This window comes from Streptomyces sp. RKAG293 (assembly GCF_023701745.1).
GTDB lineage: Bacteria > Actinomycetota > Actinomycetes > Streptomycetales > Streptomycetaceae > Actinacidiphila.
The window spans coordinates 4,958,822-4,974,254 of record NZ_JAJOZB010000001.1 but is presented as its reverse complement, the minus strand read 5'-3'; the positions used below and the strand labels follow the sequence as shown (position 1 = coordinate 4,974,254).

Annotated in this window: 16 protein-coding genes and 1 pseudogene; 4 read left to right on the top strand and 13 right to left on the bottom strand. The window is 72.1% G+C overall.

Translation table 11 applies throughout. The features are described from left to right. Nucleotides 1-59 precede the first annotated feature (59 nt). The 5 genes from LNW72_RS22160 to LNW72_RS22140 all read right to left on the bottom strand — a co-directional run bounded on the left by LNW72_RS22160 (nt 60) and on the right by LNW72_RS22140 (nt 4,151). On the bottom strand, nt 60-254 hold the full coding sequence (locus LNW72_RS22160) for a hypothetical protein (protein ID WP_250977004.1): 195 nt from the start codon (nt 252-254) through the stop codon (nt 60-62). Nucleotides 255-369: 115 nt separating this feature from the next. Further along, a complete protein-coding gene (locus LNW72_RS22155) occupies nt 370-1,167 on the bottom strand; it encodes an ABC transporter permease (RefSeq protein WP_250977003.1) in 798 nt (265 codons plus the stop codon). 10 nt (nt 1,168-1,177) lie between these two features. Then, nucleotides 1,178-1,960, bottom strand: a complete 783-nt coding sequence (locus LNW72_RS22150) for an ABC transporter permease (RefSeq protein ID WP_250977002.1) — start codon at nt 1,958-1,960, stop codon at nt 1,178-1,180. Continuing rightward, the gene (locus LNW72_RS22145) at nt 1,960-3,051 is read right to left on the bottom strand and encodes an ABC transporter ATP-binding protein (RefSeq protein WP_250977001.1); all 1,092 of its coding nucleotides are present in this window, start codon (nt 3,049-3,051) and stop codon (nt 1,960-1,962) included. The genes LNW72_RS22150 and LNW72_RS22145 overlap by 1 nt, the downstream gene beginning before the upstream one ends. Nucleotides 3,052-3,152: 101 nt before the next feature. After that, a complete protein-coding gene (locus tag LNW72_RS22140; protein ID WP_250977000.1) occupies nt 3,153-4,151 on the bottom strand; it encodes a winged helix-turn-helix domain-containing protein in 999 nt (332 codons plus the stop codon). A gap of 117 nt (nt 4,152-4,268) precedes the next feature. On the opposite strand from LNW72_RS22140, the gene LNW72_RS22135 reads away from it, so the two are divergent. From LNW72_RS22135 to LNW72_RS22125, 3 genes are all read left to right on the top strand, one after another. Next, nucleotides 4,269-4,721, top strand: coding sequence for a TM2 domain-containing protein (locus LNW72_RS22135; protein ID WP_138357098.1), 453 nt, complete (start codon nt 4,269-4,271; stop codon nt 4,719-4,721). After that, nucleotides 4,714-5,124 carry a DUF2752 domain-containing protein gene (locus tag LNW72_RS22130; RefSeq protein WP_250976999.1) on the top strand — a complete coding sequence of 137 codons (411 nt, stop codon included), beginning with the start codon at nt 4,714-4,716 and terminating at the stop codon, nt 5,122-5,124. Before LNW72_RS22135 ends, LNW72_RS22130 begins: the two co-directional genes overlap by 8 nt. A 144-nt stretch (nt 5,125-5,268) precedes the next feature. Next, entirely contained in the window at nt 5,269-5,532 is a 264-nt protein-coding gene (locus LNW72_RS22125) for a TM2 domain-containing protein (RefSeq protein ID WP_138357097.1), read from the top strand. Nucleotides 5,533-5,634: 102 nt separating this feature from the next. On the opposite strand, the gene LNW72_RS22120 is transcribed toward LNW72_RS22125, so the two are convergent. The 5 genes from LNW72_RS22120 to bldG form a co-directional block, all read right to left on the bottom strand. Then, nucleotides 5,635-7,164: a methyltransferase gene (locus tag LNW72_RS22120; protein WP_250976998.1), complete on the bottom strand. Its 1,530-nt coding sequence runs from the start codon at nt 7,162-7,164 to the stop codon at nt 5,635-5,637. A 190-nt stretch (nt 7,165-7,354) separates the two neighbouring features. Further along, nucleotides 7,355-7,912 (bottom strand): small secreted protein, encoded by a 558-nt coding sequence (locus LNW72_RS22115; RefSeq protein ID WP_308402003.1) that lies wholly within the window; start codon nt 7,910-7,912, stop codon nt 7,355-7,357. 219 nt (nt 7,913-8,131) lie between these two features. Then, on the bottom strand, nt 8,132-10,531 hold the full coding sequence (locus tag LNW72_RS22110; RefSeq protein ID WP_250976996.1) for a sodium-translocating pyrophosphatase: 2,400 nt from the start codon (nt 10,529-10,531) through the stop codon (nt 8,132-8,134). 452 nt (nt 10,532-10,983) lie between these two features. Beyond that, nucleotides 10,984-11,415, bottom strand: a complete 432-nt coding sequence (locus LNW72_RS22105) for an ATP-binding protein (RefSeq protein WP_250976995.1) — start codon at nt 11,413-11,415, stop codon at nt 10,984-10,986. An 88-nt stretch (nt 11,416-11,503) separates the two neighbouring features. Beyond that, on the bottom strand, nt 11,504-11,845 hold the full coding sequence (bldG, locus tag LNW72_RS22100) for an anti-sigma factor antagonist BldG (RefSeq protein WP_138357092.1): 342 nt from the start codon (nt 11,843-11,845) through the stop codon (nt 11,504-11,506). A 163-nt stretch (nt 11,846-12,008) separates the two neighbouring features. Between bldG and LNW72_RS22095 the strand changes: the two genes are divergently transcribed. Further along, complete coding sequence (locus LNW72_RS22095; protein ID WP_250976994.1) at nt 12,009-14,450, top strand: DEAD/DEAH box helicase; 2,442 nt, start codon at nt 12,009-12,011, stop codon at nt 14,448-14,450. An 80-nt stretch (nt 14,451-14,530) separates the two neighbouring features. Here LNW72_RS22095 and LNW72_RS22090 read toward each other — a convergent pair. The 3 genes and pseudogenes from LNW72_RS22090 to LNW72_RS22080 form a co-directional block, all read right to left on the bottom strand. Continuing rightward, nucleotides 14,531-14,785, bottom strand: a pseudogene (locus tag LNW72_RS22090) (Rv3654c family TadE-like protein); the annotation flags it as partial. After that, nucleotides 14,782-15,060 (bottom strand): TadE family type IV pilus minor pilin, encoded by a 279-nt coding sequence (locus LNW72_RS42120; RefSeq protein ID WP_250976993.1) that lies wholly within the window; start codon nt 15,058-15,060, stop codon nt 14,782-14,784. The pseudogene LNW72_RS22090 and the gene LNW72_RS42120, both read right to left, overlap by 4 nt. A 145-nt stretch (nt 15,061-15,205) precedes the next feature. Continuing rightward, nucleotides 15,206-15,391, bottom strand: coding sequence for a DUF4244 domain-containing protein (locus tag LNW72_RS22080; protein WP_250976992.1), 186 nt, complete (start codon nt 15,389-15,391; stop codon nt 15,206-15,208). Nucleotides 15,392-15,433 lie beyond the last annotated feature (42 nt).

Below are 15,433 nucleotides of genomic sequence, written 5' to 3'. Positions count from 1 at the left end.
CGTCATTCCTGCCGCACGGCCCGGCGGCTCCGTCCGTTTCCAGGCGGCGTGACGTGCGCTTATACCTGTGCGAGACACCAGACGCCGGCGAGCAGTGACACCGCTCCGAAAAGAATGGTCAGGGCCGCCCCCACCGGGCCGCCGCCCTGGGTCACCGGCGCACGGCCCGCCGTGCGCGCCCCCGCCCAGACCAGGAGCGCCGCCCCGAACAGCGCGAAGACCATTCCGGCGAACAGCGCGGGTGTGCTCTCCATGCCCGTCCCCCTTCTTCCTGCGGCTCCACGGTCTTTTTACGGCTCGCGCCGGAGACTCGCACCTCCGTACGGCGTCCGGGCGAACCCCGGGTGAATGGCGGCCGACAACCGAGCGCTACATCACATCGAGCGTGGCTCGTTTCCGACTGCCGCGCTCGAAGATCCGCAGCAGGACGACGGCCAGCACGGTGTACCCGGCGGCCACCGCCAGCTCCGCCCCGATCCCGGGCAGCGCGGCCCGCCAGCTGCCCCCGGCGGCGAGCGCGCGGGCGGCCCCGGTCGCGTGGGTCAGCGGCAGCAGGTCGCCGGCCGTCCGCATCCAGCCGGGCAGCGTCCCGCGCGGCACGTTCGCGCCGGTGAGCAGGAGCAGGACGGCGCTCGCGACGTTCGACACGAGGAAGACGTCGCGGAACCGCAGCCCGAGCGCGCCCAGGGTGATCCCGAAGGCCGAGCACGACAGGGCGGCCGCGCCGATCGCGGCGGCCAGCCCCGGCAGGGCGGCGGCCGGGATCCGCAGCCCCAGCAGCAGGGCACCCGCCGCAAGGGTGAAGGCGGTGACGAACAGACCGTTGACGACGTAGGGCAGCGCGCGGCCGGTCCACAGGGCGGTCCTGCTGCGCGGGCTGAGCAGCACCGCGCCGAGCGTGCCGTAGCGGCGCTCGTTCGCGACGGCCATCGTGCCGCCGTACACACAGGCGGTGGACGAGGCCAGCACCGCGTTGCCGAGGATGTAGAACCGGTCGTCGGCGACCCCGAGCTGACGGCCCAGGAAGGTGAAGAAGACCAGCTGGAGCAGCGGCCCGGCGAGCAGGGTGCCGGTGAACATCGCGGGCGAGGTCCAGTTGAACAGCGCCCGGTAGGAGATGGTGCCGCCGACCACGACGAGGCGTGCGGTGCGGGTGAGGTGACGCATGGTCGGCTCCTTACGTGAGGGCGAGGGTGGCGGCCGCGCGGGCGCGGCGTTCGACGCGGGTCAGGGCGAGCAGGGCCAGCAGCAGCCAGAGCGCGCCGACGCCGAGACCGGTGAGCATCGGCGTGACGACCTCGCCCCCGGCGGTCGCGGCGTGGACGGCGCGGGCGCCCCAGGTGGTGGGCAGCGCCCAGGACAGCGGTCGGGTCCAGCTGGGCAGGACGGTGATCGGCACGAGCATCCCGGAGAGCATCCAGACGGGGTGGTCGAGCGGGTTCGCCAGCGCGTTCGCGTTGCGCAGCAGCACGAACGCCGAGGCCAGCAGCATCCCCATCATGCCGAGCGACAGCACGCAGACCGGGACCGCGACGAGGAAGAGCAGCGGGTGCGCGAAGGTCAGCGGCACCCCGTAGAGCACGGTGCCCCAGAGCAGTGTCGCGCCCATCGCGTACGTGCCGACGACCGCGGTCGCCAGCGTGATCGGCAGCAGGATCAGGCCGAGCGGCGCGGGTGCGGCCACCAGGGTCTCCAGCGTGCCGAGCCAGCGCTGGTTCTGCACCGCCCCTCCCGAGCCGAACAGCACCGACGACCAGATCCCCATCAGGCCCGCGCCGACGGACGCTTCGAGCAGCCGCTCGGGGTGGTCCGCGGCGCGGAAGAGATAGACGGCCAGCGTCGCGTAGACGACCGGGACGATGACGGCGAAGGTGATCTCCAGCGGGGAGCGCGACATGTAGGAGACATGCGTGCGGACGCCGACGGCGATGAGGCGCAGGGCCCTGCGCGCCGCGCGCATCACGCGGCCACCTCGGGGAGCGGCGTTTCGGCGGCCGTCTCCGGGAGCGGCGTTTCGTGGGTGCCCGCGGTTTCGTGGGCGGCGCGTTCGTGGGCGGTCGCGTCGTGGGCGGCGGCGTGGGCGGCGGCTCCCTCCACGATCGCCACGTAGGCGTCCTCCAGTGTGGGTTCGCGGCTGGTGATCCGGCCGAGGCGGACACCGTCGAGGGCCCCGAGCACGGGCCCGTGCAGATCCGCGTCGCGTTCCGCCTGGACGGTCAGCACCTGGACATGGCCGCGGTCCTCGACGGCGACACCGCGTACGCCCGGCAGCGCCCGGATTCCCGCCAGCTGCTCCTCGGCCGCCCCGTACGCCTCGATCTCGGTGACCGCGCGCTCCTGGACGCGCGTCTTCAGCCGCTCCGGGGTGTCGAGCGCGCGGATCTCACCGCCCGCGATGACGGCGATGCGGTCGCACAACTCGTCGGCCTCGGCCATGTAGTGGGTGGTGAGCAGCACGGTCGTGCCGCCCGCCCGCAGGTCCGCGACGGTGCGGCGCAGTTCGCGGGCGGCGACCGGGTCGACGCCGATCGACGGCTCGTCGAGGAACAGCACCTCGGGCCGGTGCAGCAGCCCGCGGGCGATGTGCAGCCGCTGGCGCATTCCGCGCGAGTACCCCTCGACGCGTTCGCGTTCGCGCCCGGTCAGCCCGGTGAGGTCGAGGAGTTCGGCGATCCGGCGCTTCTGCTCACGGGGTTCGACGCCGTACAGCTCGGCGAAGTAGCGGAGGTTGTCGAGTGCGGAGAGGCGCTCGTACAGACCTCGGTCGCCGCCGAAGACGTAGCCGATCCTGCGGCGTACGGCGACGGGGTCGGTGGCCACGTCATGGCCGAGGACCCGGGCCGCGCCGCCGGTGGGCAGCAGCAGCGTGTTGAGCATCTTGATGGTGGTGGTCTTGCCCGCGCCGTTGGGGCCGAGCAGCCCGAACAGCTCACCGCGCCGCACCTGGAAGGTGACTCCGCGGACGGCCTCGGTCTCGGTGGTGCGCGGGCGCAGCCATCCGGTGCGGGAACGGTAGGTGCGCCGCAGCTCGTGCGCGTCGATTGCCAGCATGCGGGCGACGCTACGAAGCGGGGGCGGGCGCCGGCGACTGATTCGGTGGCCCCCGAATCGTCACCCGTTCCGCCGGTCACGGCCGGCCGGGGGCCCGGGCGTCAGGAGACCGCTTGGAGCACGTTCTCCCCGCTGAGCAGCGCGAGCAGCGCCCGGCCGGTGTCCGTGAGCTGGTAGTAGACGCTGCGGCCGACCCGGTGGCGGCTGACGACGTCGGCCTCGGCGAGCACGGACAGGTGCTCCGAGACCGTCGAGGGCGCCAGCCCCAGCCGGTCGGCGAGGCCGGCCGTGGTGAGCGGCGCGGCCAACTCCCGCAGCACGGTCGCCCGCCCGCGCCCGAGCAGCGCGCCGAGCCGGTCGTCGGTGCGCTCCTCGGGCTCGTCGCGCAGCGCGCCCGCGCCGCGGGCCTGGAAGGAGACGGCCATGACGCCCGGGTCGTCGGTGGAGTACAACCGGCAGCCCTCGGCGAAGACCAGCGGCACCAGCAGCAGACTGCGCTCCCCCGCCCGGTAGTCGGCCTCGATGTGCTTGGTCAGTTCCAGGACCGGCGGGTTCCAGCGGGCGCGGGCCTCCAGGCCGGCGAAGAGCGCGTCGACGCCCTCGGTGGCGAACGTCCGGGCCCGGATGAGGACCTCGTCCTCGACCAGCCGGCGCATGACCGGCCAGTGCGGTTCGAGGACGGCGTACCAGTAGGCGGCGTAGGCGTCGGCGAGCTCGCCGCAGGCGCGGCGCGGATCGTCGAGGTAGGGGCGGTACAGCTCGGGCAGCCCGTCGGGGAAGTGCTCGGCGATCTGCAGCCGCACCGTTTCGCCCGTGGTGGCCCGCAGCACGTCCAGTTCCGCCTCGACCGAGCTGGTGCCGAGCGGCCGCGGCAGCATGAAGTCGGGGAAGCCGAGCGGGCCGTCCAGCAGGGCGCGCAGCGGTTCCGTCCGGTCGTCGGACGCCAGGACGTGCCGGGCCCGGCCGACCCATTTCCGGTACGGCCAGGACGGCTCCCGGCCCGGCTTCGCCAGGTGGAGGCTGCAGAACGCGTCCCACAGGGGACTCATGGCGATGCGTGTGCGGCCGAGCGACGCCTCGTCGAGTTCTATGCGGATCACCCTCGCATTCTGCCCCGGGCGGGACGTGCACTCGGGCGAGCTGGAAAGATGTGCGGCGTCGACCGAAAAACGATGTGTCCGACGCCCGACGTTTCTCAGCAGGGGGAGCCACCCGCCATGTCCGACCAGAACCCGTACGGCCAGCCGCAGGACCCGCAGCAGCAGCCGGGCGCGGCATACGGCTACCCGCAGTACGGCCAGCCGCAGCAGCCCCCGCAGAACCCGTACGGCCAGCCGGCCGGCGGCCAGCCCGGTTACGGCTACCCGCAGCAGCCGGGCATGCAGCCCGGCTACGCGCAGCCCGGCGCGTACACCGGCGACCCGGCCGCCCCGTACGGCTACGACCCCTACGGCCGCCCGTACTCCGACAAGTCGAAGGTGACGGCGGGGCTGCTCTCGCTGTTCCTGGGCGGCTTCGGCGTGGGCCGGTTCTACACCGGCCACATCGGCATGGCGCTCGGCCAGCTCTTCACGCTCGGCGGCTGCGGCATCTGGTCGCTGATCGACGGCATCATCCTGCTGACCGGCAACAACAACACCGACTCGCAGGGTCGCGTCCTGCGTGGCTGAAACCCGACTGCGGCCGACCGCCGGCCGGGTGCGGCGCCTCGTCTCGCACCCGGCCTCGGTCCCGCTCACGCTCCTCGCGGGCGCCGGGTACCTCTGGACGACCAACCCGCACGAACCGGGGCACCTGTTGCCGCGCTGCCCGTTCAACTGGGCGACCGGGCTGCTCTGTCCCGGGTGCGGTGCGACGCGCATGGTCTATGACCTGATGCATGGTGATGTGCCCGGCGCATTCCATGACAACGCCGCCCTGTTCGTACTCGCGCCGGTGGGCCTGTTCCTCTACGGCCGCTGGCTCGCGGAGGGGCTGCGCGGCCGGACGTACCGGCCGGTGATCCCGGGCCGGTACCAGGCGGTCCTCATCGCGGGGGCGCTGGTCTGGGGTGTACTGCGGAACATCAACTAGCACACCTCTGATCACGTTTTCATGAAGTCCGGTCAAATGATGTGACTCCCGACAGGCGTTGCTGCCAGGATCAGGCCACGCATCGGGGGCGGGGCACCTACGCACGTCCCTTTGGTGTTTCGTCCCCAACGCAAGGAGCCATCCATGGCCACGCCCACGCCCGACGCCCCGTTCGGTTACGACCCGCAGGGTCGTCCGCTGTCGGACAAGTCCAAGATCACCGCGGGTCTGCTGCAGCTCTTCCTCGGCACCCTCGGCATCGGGCGCTTCTACACCGGCCACACGGGCATGGCCCTCGGCCAGCTGTTCACCCTCGGCGGCTGCGGCATCTGGTCGTTCATCGACGCCATCATCTTCTTCACCAGCAAGGACCGCACCGACTCCAACGGTCGTGTGCTGCAGGGCTAGTCCCCGGCCCCGCTGATCGCCCCGCCTCGGCCCGCTCTCCGTACTCCGCTCGGGAGCGGGCCGAGGTGTGTCCGGCGCGCACCAGTGCCCGATGGGCTCCGGTCAGTTGTCCACCGGGTCCAGGAACCCCTGCTCGACGAGGAGCCGGATCGATTCCGGCGTCCGGTCGCGCAGTATCACCGGGTCCTCCCCCAGCAGCTGCGCGATGGCGTCGAGGATCCGGCCGGCCGGCAGCGTCCCGTCGCACACGCCCGCGAAGCCCGCGCCCACCGTGTCGACCTTGGTGGCGCGCCGCATACCGCGGTTGGCGCGCAGCACCACGTGCTCCGGGTCCTCGGCGCCCGGCAGGCCCACCTGCTCCTGCACCACCTCGTCGGCGAGCCGGAAGCGCGCCTCCAGCAGCGCCGCGTCGTCGTGCGTGCGCAGGAAGTCCTGGCGGACGAACCAGTCCTTGATGTGCGCGCCGAGCGGCTGCTCCACGGGGTGCGGCCATTCCTCGGCGGTGATCGCCGGCCGGTCGGAGCCGGACTTGCGGAGGGTGATCCAGCCGAAGCCGATGCCCTTGACCTTGCGCTGCTCGAACTCGTCCAGCCAGGCGTCGTAGCGGGCCGCGTACCGCTCGGGGTCGTCGCGGTGGTCACCGCCGTCGCGCAGCCACAGCTCGGCGTACTGGGTGATGTCCTGGACCTCGCGCTGCACGATCCAGGCGTCGCAGCCGCGCGGCACCCAGCCGGCCAGCCGCTCCCGCCAGTCCTCGCCCTCGGTGTGCTGCCAGTTGGCGAGGAGCTGGCAGTAGCCGCCGTCGTTGAGGTGCGCGGCGGACTGCTGGACGAGGGTGCGGCACAGGTCGTCGCCCCGCATCCCGCCGTCGCGGTACGTGAAGCGGCCCGCCGGGGAGATGACGAACGGCGGGTTGGACACGATCAGGTCGAAGCGGTCCTCGCCGACCGGCTCGAAGAGGCTGCCCTGCCGCAGATCGGCCTCCGGCGCGCCGGAGAGCGCGAGGGTGAGCCGCGCGAAGTGCAGGGCGCGGGCGTTCACATCGGTCGCGGTGACGCGGGTGGCGTGCCGGGAGGCGTGCAGCGCCTGGACGCCTGAGCCGGTGCCGAGGTCGAGCGCGGAGCCCGCCGGGTCGCGGACGGTGAGGCCCGCGAGCGTCGTGGAGGCCCCTCCGACGCCCAGCACCAGATCGGCCCGGTCCACGCCGGGCGCCGTGCCGATGCCGCCGGCCCCGCCGACGGCGCAGCCGAGGTCGGAGACGATCCACCAGTCCTCGCCGCCGTCCCCGGCGTACGGGCGTACGTCCACGGTGGCGCGCAGCTCGTCGCCGTCCCTGACCAGCCAGCCGTCGGCGAGGCACACGTCGACGGGCAGCGCGGCGCGCAGCCGCTCGTGGGTCACCGGCCGCTGCAGCAGGAAGAGCCGCACCAGCGACTCCAGCGGGCTGCCGCCGCGCGTGGCGCGCAGCGCGGGCACGGTCTCGGCCCGGGACAGGGCCGCGTAGGCGGTGGCGCCGAGCAGATCGAGGCAGCCGTCGGCGGTGAAGGCGGCGGCCCGCAGGGCGTCACGCAGCTGTTCCGCGTGGTCCGGGGCGGGGAGGGGCGGGGCTTTGGAGAGGGGCGGGGTACTCACGCCCCCATTGTCGCGGACCGAGCGCGGCCCGGCGCCCCCCGGAGGGGTGCCGGGCCGTGTCGGATCCTCGGATCGGGTCAGGGACGCGCCGGGCGCGTCATGTCGCCGGTCCGGTCAACGCGTCATGTCGCCGGTCGGGGTCGCCGGTCCGGTCAATGCGTCATGTCGCCGGTCCGGTCGCCGGTCCCGGTCAGGTGGCCGACGGTGAGGCTCCGGTCTTGCAGCCGGGCTGGTTGGCCATCGCCTTGCCGACCTCACCCTCGCGCAGGGTGTTGAGAGCCGTCTCCGCGGTCTTGTTGGCCTTGTCGGCCGCGGCCGAGGCCACGGTGAGGCCGTCGGCGAACTTCGCCTGGTCCGCCGTGTCGAGCTTGTCGACCGTGGTCTTCACCGCCGCGTAGGCGACCGACGCCTTGGTGAGGTCGGCGACCGCGTTCTTCTGCTGCTCCGTGCCGTTGTCGACGGGTGGCGCCCCGGCCTTGCCCACGATGACGGCGAGGGACGCGTACGCCTGGGAGATCTGCTGGAAGGCCGCGGAGTCCGCCGCCTTCACATCCGCCGGCTTGCCGTTCTTGTCGACCTTCGTGATGGCCGTGTTCGCGTCGTTGATCTTCTGGGTCTGTGCCGAGGCCTGGTCGCAGACGGTCTTCGCCCAGGCGTCCAGCTTGTCGTTCGAGTCGTCGCTGCTGCATCCCGTCAACGCAAGGAGCAGAGCGGCACCGGACAGCGCGCCCACGAGCTTCTTCTTCACCGGTTGTGTCCCTTCCATGGCTCTACGGCCCCGGAACTTACACGCCAAATGGGTGTCGACCACGAGTCCGAAGGAAGATTCATCCCCTATTGAAGCCATTTGCACCAAGGATCGGCCGGTGTCGGTACACTCGCGCACGGCGGCGGGCGGCACCCAAAAGGTGCCGCCCGCCGCCGTTCTGACGTGCCGTCGGTCCTGATCCGGATCAGTGGATCCCGGTCAGGAGACCGACGCCGGATCGGCCGAGCGTTCCGGCGTCGGCGCGTTGTTGTTGTCGTCACCCATCGCGATGCCACGTCGCTTGGAGTTGTAGACCGCGCCGACGATGACGGCGATCGAGACCACCGCCACCGTGATGCGGACCCCGAGGTTCGCGTCGTCGCCGTACGAGAACTTCACCACCGCCGGGGCGATCAGCAGCGCCACCAGGTTCATGACCTTGAGCAGCGGGTTGATCGCCGGTCCTGCGGTGTCCTTGAACGGGTCGCCGACGGTGTCACCGATGACGGTCGCGGCATGCGCCTCGCTGCCCTTGCCGCCGTGGTTTCCGTCCTCGACCAGCTTCTTGGCGTTGTCCCAGGCGCCACCGGAGTTGGCGAGGAACACCGCCATCAGGGTGCCGGTGCCGATCGCGCCCGCCAGGTACGAGGCGAGCGAGCCGACGCCGAGGGAGAAGCCGACCGCGATGGGCGCGAGGACGGCGAGCAGACCGGGGGTGGTCAGCTCGCGCAGCGCGTCCTTCGTGCAGATGTCGACCACCTTGCCGTACTCCGGCAGCTCGGTGCCGTCCATGATCCCGGGGTGTTCGCGGAACTGCCGCCGCACCTCGTAGACCACCGAACCCGCGGAACGCGAGACGGCGTTGATGGCGAGGCCGGAGAACAGGAACACCACGGCCGCCCCGAGCAGCAGCCCGAACAGGTTGTTCGGCTGCGAGATGTCGAGGCTGAGCCATCGCAGGTCCGACGTGGAGATGTGGGCGCCCGCGACAGCGGTGTCGATCGCCTCCTTGAACGCGCCGAAGAGCGCGGTCGCGGCGAGCACCGCCGTGGCGATGGCGATGCCCTTCGTGATCGCCTTGGTGGTGTTGCCGACCGCGTCCAGGTCGGTGAGCACCTGGGCGCCCTCGCCGTGCACGTCCCCGGACATCTCCGCGATGCCCTGGGCGTTGTCGGAGACCGGGCCGAAGGTGTCCATGGCCACGATCACGCCGACGGTGGTGAGCAGGCCGGTGCCGGCCAGCGCGACGGCGAACAGCGCGAGCCACACCGAGGTGCCGCCGAGCAGGAACGCCCCGTAGACCGACAGCCCGATCAGCACCGCCGAGTAGACCGCCGACTCCAGGCCGATGGCGATGCCGGCGAGGACCACGGTGGCCGCGCCGGTCAGCGAGGACTTGCCGATGTCCTGGACGGGACGCCGGCTGGTCTCGGTGAAGTAGCCGGTGAGCTGCTGGATGAGCGCGGCGAGCACGATGCCGATGGCGACGGCGACGAGCGCGAGGACGCGCGGGTCGCCCGGGTGGCCGGCGATGTCGGTTGGGACGCCCTTCAGCTCCGCGTAGGTGGCCGGCAGATAGAGGTAGACCGCCACGGCGACGAGCACCAGGGAGATGACGGCGGAGATGAAGAAGCCGCGGTTGATGGCGGTCATCCCGCTGCGGTCGGAGCGGCGCGGCGCGACCGCGAAGATGCCGACCATCGCGGTGAGCACGCCGATCGCGGGGATGAGCAGCGGGAAGGCGAGCCCGGCGTCGCCGAACGTCACTTTGCCCAGGATGAGTGCGGCCACCAGGGTGACGGCGTAGGACTCGAAGAGGTCGGCGGCCATACCGGCGCAGTCACCGACGTTGTCGCCCACGTTGTCCGCGATGGTCGCGGCATTGCGCGGGTCGTCCTCGGGGATGCCCTTCTCGACCTTGCCGACCAGGTCGGCGCCCACGTCGGCGGCCTTGGTGAAGATGCCGCCGCCGACACGCATGAACATCGCGAGCAGGGCCGCGCCGAATCCGAATCCCTCCAGCACCTTGGGCGCGTCGGCCTTGTAAAGGAGCACGACGACCGAGGCACCCAGCAGACCGAGGCCCACCGTGAACATGCCGACCACACCACCGGTGCGGAAAGCGATCTTCATCGCGCGGTGCGAGACATCGGTCAGATCCGCTTTCGGCTCCCCCGGCGCGGGGGTGGCCGACCGCGCGGCGGCCGCCACGCGCACATTGGCGCGCACCGCCAGCCACATGCCGACATAACCGGTGACCGCCGAGAAGACGGCGCCCACGAGGAAGAACACCGAACGGCCGATTCGCTGCGAAGTGTTGTCCGAAGGCAACAGCATGAGCAGGAAGAACGCCACCACGGCGAAGATCCCCAACGTACGGAACTGCCGTGCCAGGTAGGCGTTCGCGCCTTCCTGCACGGCGGCCGCGATGCGCTTCATGCCGTCGGTGCCCTCGTCCGCCGAGAGCACTTGACGTACCAGCACTCCGGCGAGCGCCAGTGCCGCCAGTGCGACGACCACGATGATCAGTACGAGATTCCGATTGCCGTCGGTCAGTACCGGCCCGGCGGCCAGTGCCTGAGCGATGTCGTGCGTGTGAGGGGTAAGTGGCCCCGCCATTCGTCCTCCTTGACGTTTGGCGCATGGGCGCGCGGCTCCTGCGACTCCCACAGCCGCGACGCTCAGCGAGCTGAGCAAAGATGGACGGATTGTAGGGAGCGGGACTAGATCAAAACAGTGCGCGGGATCAGAATTCGCCTGTGTCGGGGAAGCCGGAATTCCCCTCGGGCGCGTAAACCACCGAATGCGGTGAAGAATCGGGCACGGGGAAGGCGGCGCCCAGGGCCGCGTCACGGCGCGCGAAGGCGGCATCAGGGCAGCGCGGAGGCAGCGGGGGCCGGCGCGGCGGGCGGCGTCATGGAGACGGCGCCGGGCAGCGCTAGGAGGGCCGCCGCGGGGGCCCGTTCCGCCCGTCGCGGATGAGCGATACGGGTGAGGCGCGTGCTGCCGGTGCTGCGGTTGGGCCGGTTGGGCCGGTTGGGCCGTCCGGTTCAGGGACGGCCGGGGTGGTCCTAGGGGAGCACGGCAGCGGACGCCGTCGGCCAGCTCATGCGGATGATGCCGCCGTGCTCGCCGACAGTGACCTCGACGTCGTCGACCAGACCGCTGATGACGGCCAGGCCCATCTCGCCCTCGTCGTCGGAGTCATCGGCGCCGGACCCGCGCGCCGACGGGACGGAGCCCGCCGGTGAGCCCGGTGCCTCGTCGCCGACCTCGATGGAGAACTTCTTCTCCTCCTCGGTCAGCAACACCCGCACGGGCCGGTCCACGCCGTTGCTCAGGTGCAGGCCGACAGCTCGGCTGCACGCCTCGCCCACGGCAAGCCGCACCTCGTCAAGGACTGCCTCGTCCACCCCCGCCCGGCGCGCTACCGCAGCCGCTACGAGCCGTGCGGTGCGCACGTGCTCGGGCTGAGCGCTGAAGAGCAGTTCTACGGTGGGCATGGCCTCCCCCTCGCTCCTATGGGTGGGCATCACAGGGGTCCGGGCGACGAAACCGCCCGGTACCCCCGTCCTGCGACGATCGGGATGATCAGTCGTTCGCCGCGACAGCCTCGTCGACCGAGGTGTGGATCGGGAACACCTTGGTCAGGCCAGTAATCCGGAAAATCTTAAGAATGCGCTCCTGATTGCATACCAGGCGCAGCGAGCCTTCGTGAGCACGCACCCGCTTGAGACCGCCGACCAGTACACCCAGACCGGTGGAGTCGAGGAAATCGACTCCCTCCATGTCCACAACCAGGTGATAACTGCCGTCGTTCACCAGCTCTACCAGCTGCTCACGCAGCTTGGGCGCGGTGTACACATCAATCTCGCCGCCGACCTCGACGACCGTACGGTCGCCAACGGTTCGAGTCGACAGGGACAGGTCCACGGATCCTCCAGCACCTTGCATCGAGCGGCGCCGCCCCCGGGGACCTCCCCGCCGAAGGGGAGGGGACGGATCGGCAGCCGCGATGGCATTCAATCACTTCACAGCGGGCCAGCACGACGCCTTCCTGCGATTGTCCGTCACGCCGGTGACACACTGAGTGCCGATGGCTAAGGATCAACTTCCGCAGTCGGCGCACGGCCGGCCGTCCCCCCGCACCGTTCTCGAGCGGCTCGCCACGGGGGCAGGCCGAGCCGCACGCATCACCCATACGGAGCACTTGCCCCCGCGGGTCGGTCGCCATGCCGATTGGCCTGATCAGATCCGTCCGGAGGTGCTGGAGGCCATCCGGACGGCCGGTATCGCCCGTCCCTGGGAGCACCAGGCGCTCACCGCCGGACACGCCATGCGGGGCCAGTCGGTGGTCGTCGCCACCGGAACCGCCTCCGGCAAGTCCCTCGCCTACCTCGCCCCGGTCCTCAGCGCCCTCCTGGACGGCTCCGAGGCTCCGAACGGCCGTGGGGCCACCGCGCTCTATCTGGCGCCCACCAAGGCCCTCGCAGCGGATCAGCGGCGGGCGGTCGCCGCGCTCGCGAAACCGCTCGGTTCTGCGATCCGTCCCGCGCTCTACGACGGCGATACTCCGTTCGAGGAACGCGAGTGGGTCCGCCAGTACGCCACGTACGTCCTCACCAACCCCGACATGCTGCACCGCGGCATCCTTCCCGCCCACGCCCGCTGGGCCTCCTACCTGCGCCGACTGCGGTATGTGGTCATCGACGAGTGCCACACCTACCGGGGTGTCTTCGGCTCGCACGTCGCCCAGGTGCTGCGGCGGCTGCGGCGGCTGTGCGCCCACTACGGCGCCGATCCGGTCTTCGTACTCGCCTCCGCCACCGCCGCCGACCCCGCGGCGGCCGCCGGCCGTCTCACCGGCGTCCAGGTCGTGGAGGTCACCGACGACGCCTCCCCCCGCGGCGAACTGGCCTTCGCCCTCTGGGAACCGCCGCTGACCGAGATGAGCGGCGAGCACGGCGCGCCCGTCCGCCGCACCGCCACCGCCGAGTGCGCCGACCTCCTCACCGACCTCGTCGTCCAGGGCACCCGCACCGTCGCCTTCGTCCGCTCCCGGCGTGCCGCCGAGCTGATCGCCCTGATCGCCCAGGAGAAACTGGCCGCCGTCGACCCCTCGCTGCCCTCCCGGGTCGCCGCCTACCGCGGCGGCTACCTCGCCGAGGAGCGCCGCGCCCTCGAACGCGACCTGCACTCGGGCCGGCTCCTCGGCCTGGCCTCCACCACCGCCCTGGAACTGGGCGTCGACGTCTCCGGCCTCGACGCCGTCCTGCTGGCCGGCTATCCCGGCACCCGCGCCTCGATGTGGCAGCAGGCGGGCCGCGCCGGGCGCGCCGGGCAGGGCGCGCTCGCGATCCTCGTGGGCCGTGACGACCCGCTCGACACGTATCTCGTCCACCACCCCGAGGCGATCTTCCAACGCCCGGTGGAATCCACCGTCCTGGACCCCGACAACCCCTACGTCCTCGCCCCCCATCTGTGCGCCGCCGCCGCCGAGCTCCCGCTCACCGACGACGATCTGACGCTCTTCGGCCCCGAAACCGCCGCCCTGCTCCCCCAGCTGGTGCGCCGCGGCCTGCTGCGGCGCCGGGCCGGCGGCTACTTCTGGACCCGCCGGGAGCGCGCCGCCGACCTCACCGACATCCGGGGTGCCGGCGGAAAGGCCGTCCAGGTCGTCGAGTCCGCCACCGGGCGGCTGCTCGGCACCGTCGACGACGCCTCCGCCCACACGTCGGTCCACGACGGCGCGGTCCACCTCCACCAGGGCCGGACGTATCTGGTCGAGCACCTGGACCTCGAGGACGCCGTGGCCCTGGTCGGCGAGGCCGACCCCGACTACTCGACGATGGCCCGTGAGACCACCTCCGTCACCGTTCTCTCCACCGACCTGGAGGAGTCCTGGGGCGCCGCCAGCGTCCACTTCGGCTCGGTCGAGGTCACCCATCAGGTCGTCTCCTTCCTGCGCCGCCGGCTGATCACCGGTGAAGTGCTCGGCGAGACCAAACTCGACCTCCCGCCACGCTCGCTGCGCACCCGCGCGGTGTGGTGGACCGTCACCGACGACCAGTTGGACGCCGCGCGGATCCACCCGGAGGAGCTCCCCGGCGCCCTGCACGCCGCCGAACACGCCTCCATCGGCCTCCTCCCGCTCTTCGCCACCTGCGACCGCTGGGACATCGGCGGCGTCTCGATCCCCCTGCACGCCGACACCGGCCTGCCCACCGTCTTCGTCTACGACGGCCACCCCGGCGGCGCGGGATTCGCCGAGCGCGCCTTCCACACCGCCCGCGGCTGGCTCACCGCCACCCGCGAGGCCATCGCCTCCTGCGAGTGCGAGTTCGGCTGCCCCTCCTGCGTCCAGTCCCCCAAGTGCGGCAACGGCAACGAGCCCCTGGACAAACCGGCCGCCGTCCGTCTCCTGGACTGCCTGCTGGCCCGGGAGACGCCCCCGGAGTCAGGTGCGGATCCAGCGGCCGATGCAGCCACTGGCCCCGGCGGGGATCCGGAAGCGGGCCCGGCCCCGGTCGGGGAGTGAGGGCCCGGGGCGGCGGGCCCGGCACGGGAGCGGACCCGCGCCCGGCCCACGGCGGCGGTGACGTCGGCGATCTCCCCCGTCACCGCACACCGCACGAGCCGGGCGCCCTGCGCCTCCGCCGTCCGCGCGGCCCGCGCGCAGGCGGCGACCGGGCCGTCCAGCGCGTGGCCGGCCGCGGCCAGGGCCGCCAGATCCGCCGCGCCGCCCGCCCGATGGCGGGCGGCGACCGCCTGGCCCATGGCCAGGACCGCGCCGAACGCCAGGCACAGCACGCCGGTCAGCAGCGCGGACCAGACCGTCGCCGAGCCCCGGTCCTCGCGCCACCCGCCCCTCATCGGACGGTGTCCTCGGCGAGCGCCGCCGCTTCCGCGTGCAGCGCGACCTCCAGCACCGGCGCCCGGGCGGTGACCCGTACCCTGACCAGCTCACCGTCCCGGGCCAGCGACACCGCTGCCCCTCGCGGAGCGGCGGCGCGGGCCGCCGCCAGCGCGGCGGCCTCCGGCTCGGACCGGGCCGCGGCCCGTGCACCCGCCCGCGCCGCGTCCACGCACTGGATCTGTGCCGCCACGGCCATCAGCCCGCTCAGCAGCCCCGCGGTGAAGAGCACCATGACCGGTAGCGCGACCGCGGCCTCCGCGGTGACGAACCCCCGCTCACCCCACCGCGCCCTCGCTGAAAGCCGCTGGGTGGGCGGTTTCGGCGGCGGCTCCGAGGGCGGCTCCAACGACCCTGTCGAAGGGCTCTCGGAAGGAGACTCAGAAGGACACATCGAGCGCCCTCTCGATCAGACCGCTGAGCGCCGATTTCACCGCGCCACTGGTCACGATCTTGTAGAGCACGGCGGCGAATCCGCAGGCCGCCAGTGTGCCGACGGCGTACTCCGCCGTGGTCATTCCCGCGTCCGCCGCCGACCGAAGCCGCCCGGCCGTCGCGCGAAGCATCCGGACCACCATGACATTCCCCCTAGTATCGGTATGTGTTGA

Bases quoted from the DNA above. Each gene is read 5' to 3' on its own strand.
- LNW72_RS22160 (WP_250977004.1), bottom strand. From the start codon at position 254: ATGGAGAGCACACCCGCGCTGTTCGCCGGAATGGTCTTCGCGCTGTTC.
- LNW72_RS22155 (WP_250977003.1), bottom strand. From the start codon at position 1,167: ATGCGTCACCTCACCCGCACCGCACGCCTCGTCGTGGTCGGCGGCACC.
- LNW72_RS22150 (WP_250977002.1), bottom strand. From the start codon at position 1,960: ATGCGCGCGGCGCGCAGGGCCCTGCGCCTCATCGCCGTCGGCGTCCGC.
- LNW72_RS22145 (WP_250977001.1), bottom strand. From the start codon at position 3,051: ATGCTGGCAATCGACGCGCACGAGCTGCGGCGCACCTACCGTTCCCGC.
- LNW72_RS22135 (WP_138357098.1), top strand. From the start codon at position 4,269: ATGTCCGACCAGAACCCGTACGGCCAGCCGCAGGACCCGCAGCAGCAG.
- LNW72_RS22125 (WP_138357097.1), top strand. From the start codon at position 5,269: ATGGCCACGCCCACGCCCGACGCCCCGTTCGGTTACGACCCGCAGGGT.
- LNW72_RS22110 (WP_250976996.1), bottom strand. From the start codon at position 10,531: ATGGCGGGGCCACTTACCCCTCACACGCACGACATCGCTCAGGCACTG.
- LNW72_RS22105 (WP_250976995.1), bottom strand. From the start codon at position 11,415: ATGCCCACCGTAGAACTGCTCTTCAGCGCTCAGCCCGAGCACGTGCGC.
- LNW72_RS22095 (WP_250976994.1), top strand. From the start codon at position 12,009: ATGGCTAAGGATCAACTTCCGCAGTCGGCGCACGGCCGGCCGTCCCCC.
- LNW72_RS42120 (WP_250976993.1), bottom strand. From the start codon at position 15,060: ATGGTGCTCTTCACCGCGGGGCTGCTGAGCGGGCTGATGGCCGTGGCG.
- LNW72_RS22080 (WP_250976992.1), bottom strand. From the start codon at position 15,391: ATGCTTCGCGCGACGGCCGGGCGGCTTCGGTCGGCGGCGGACGCGGGA.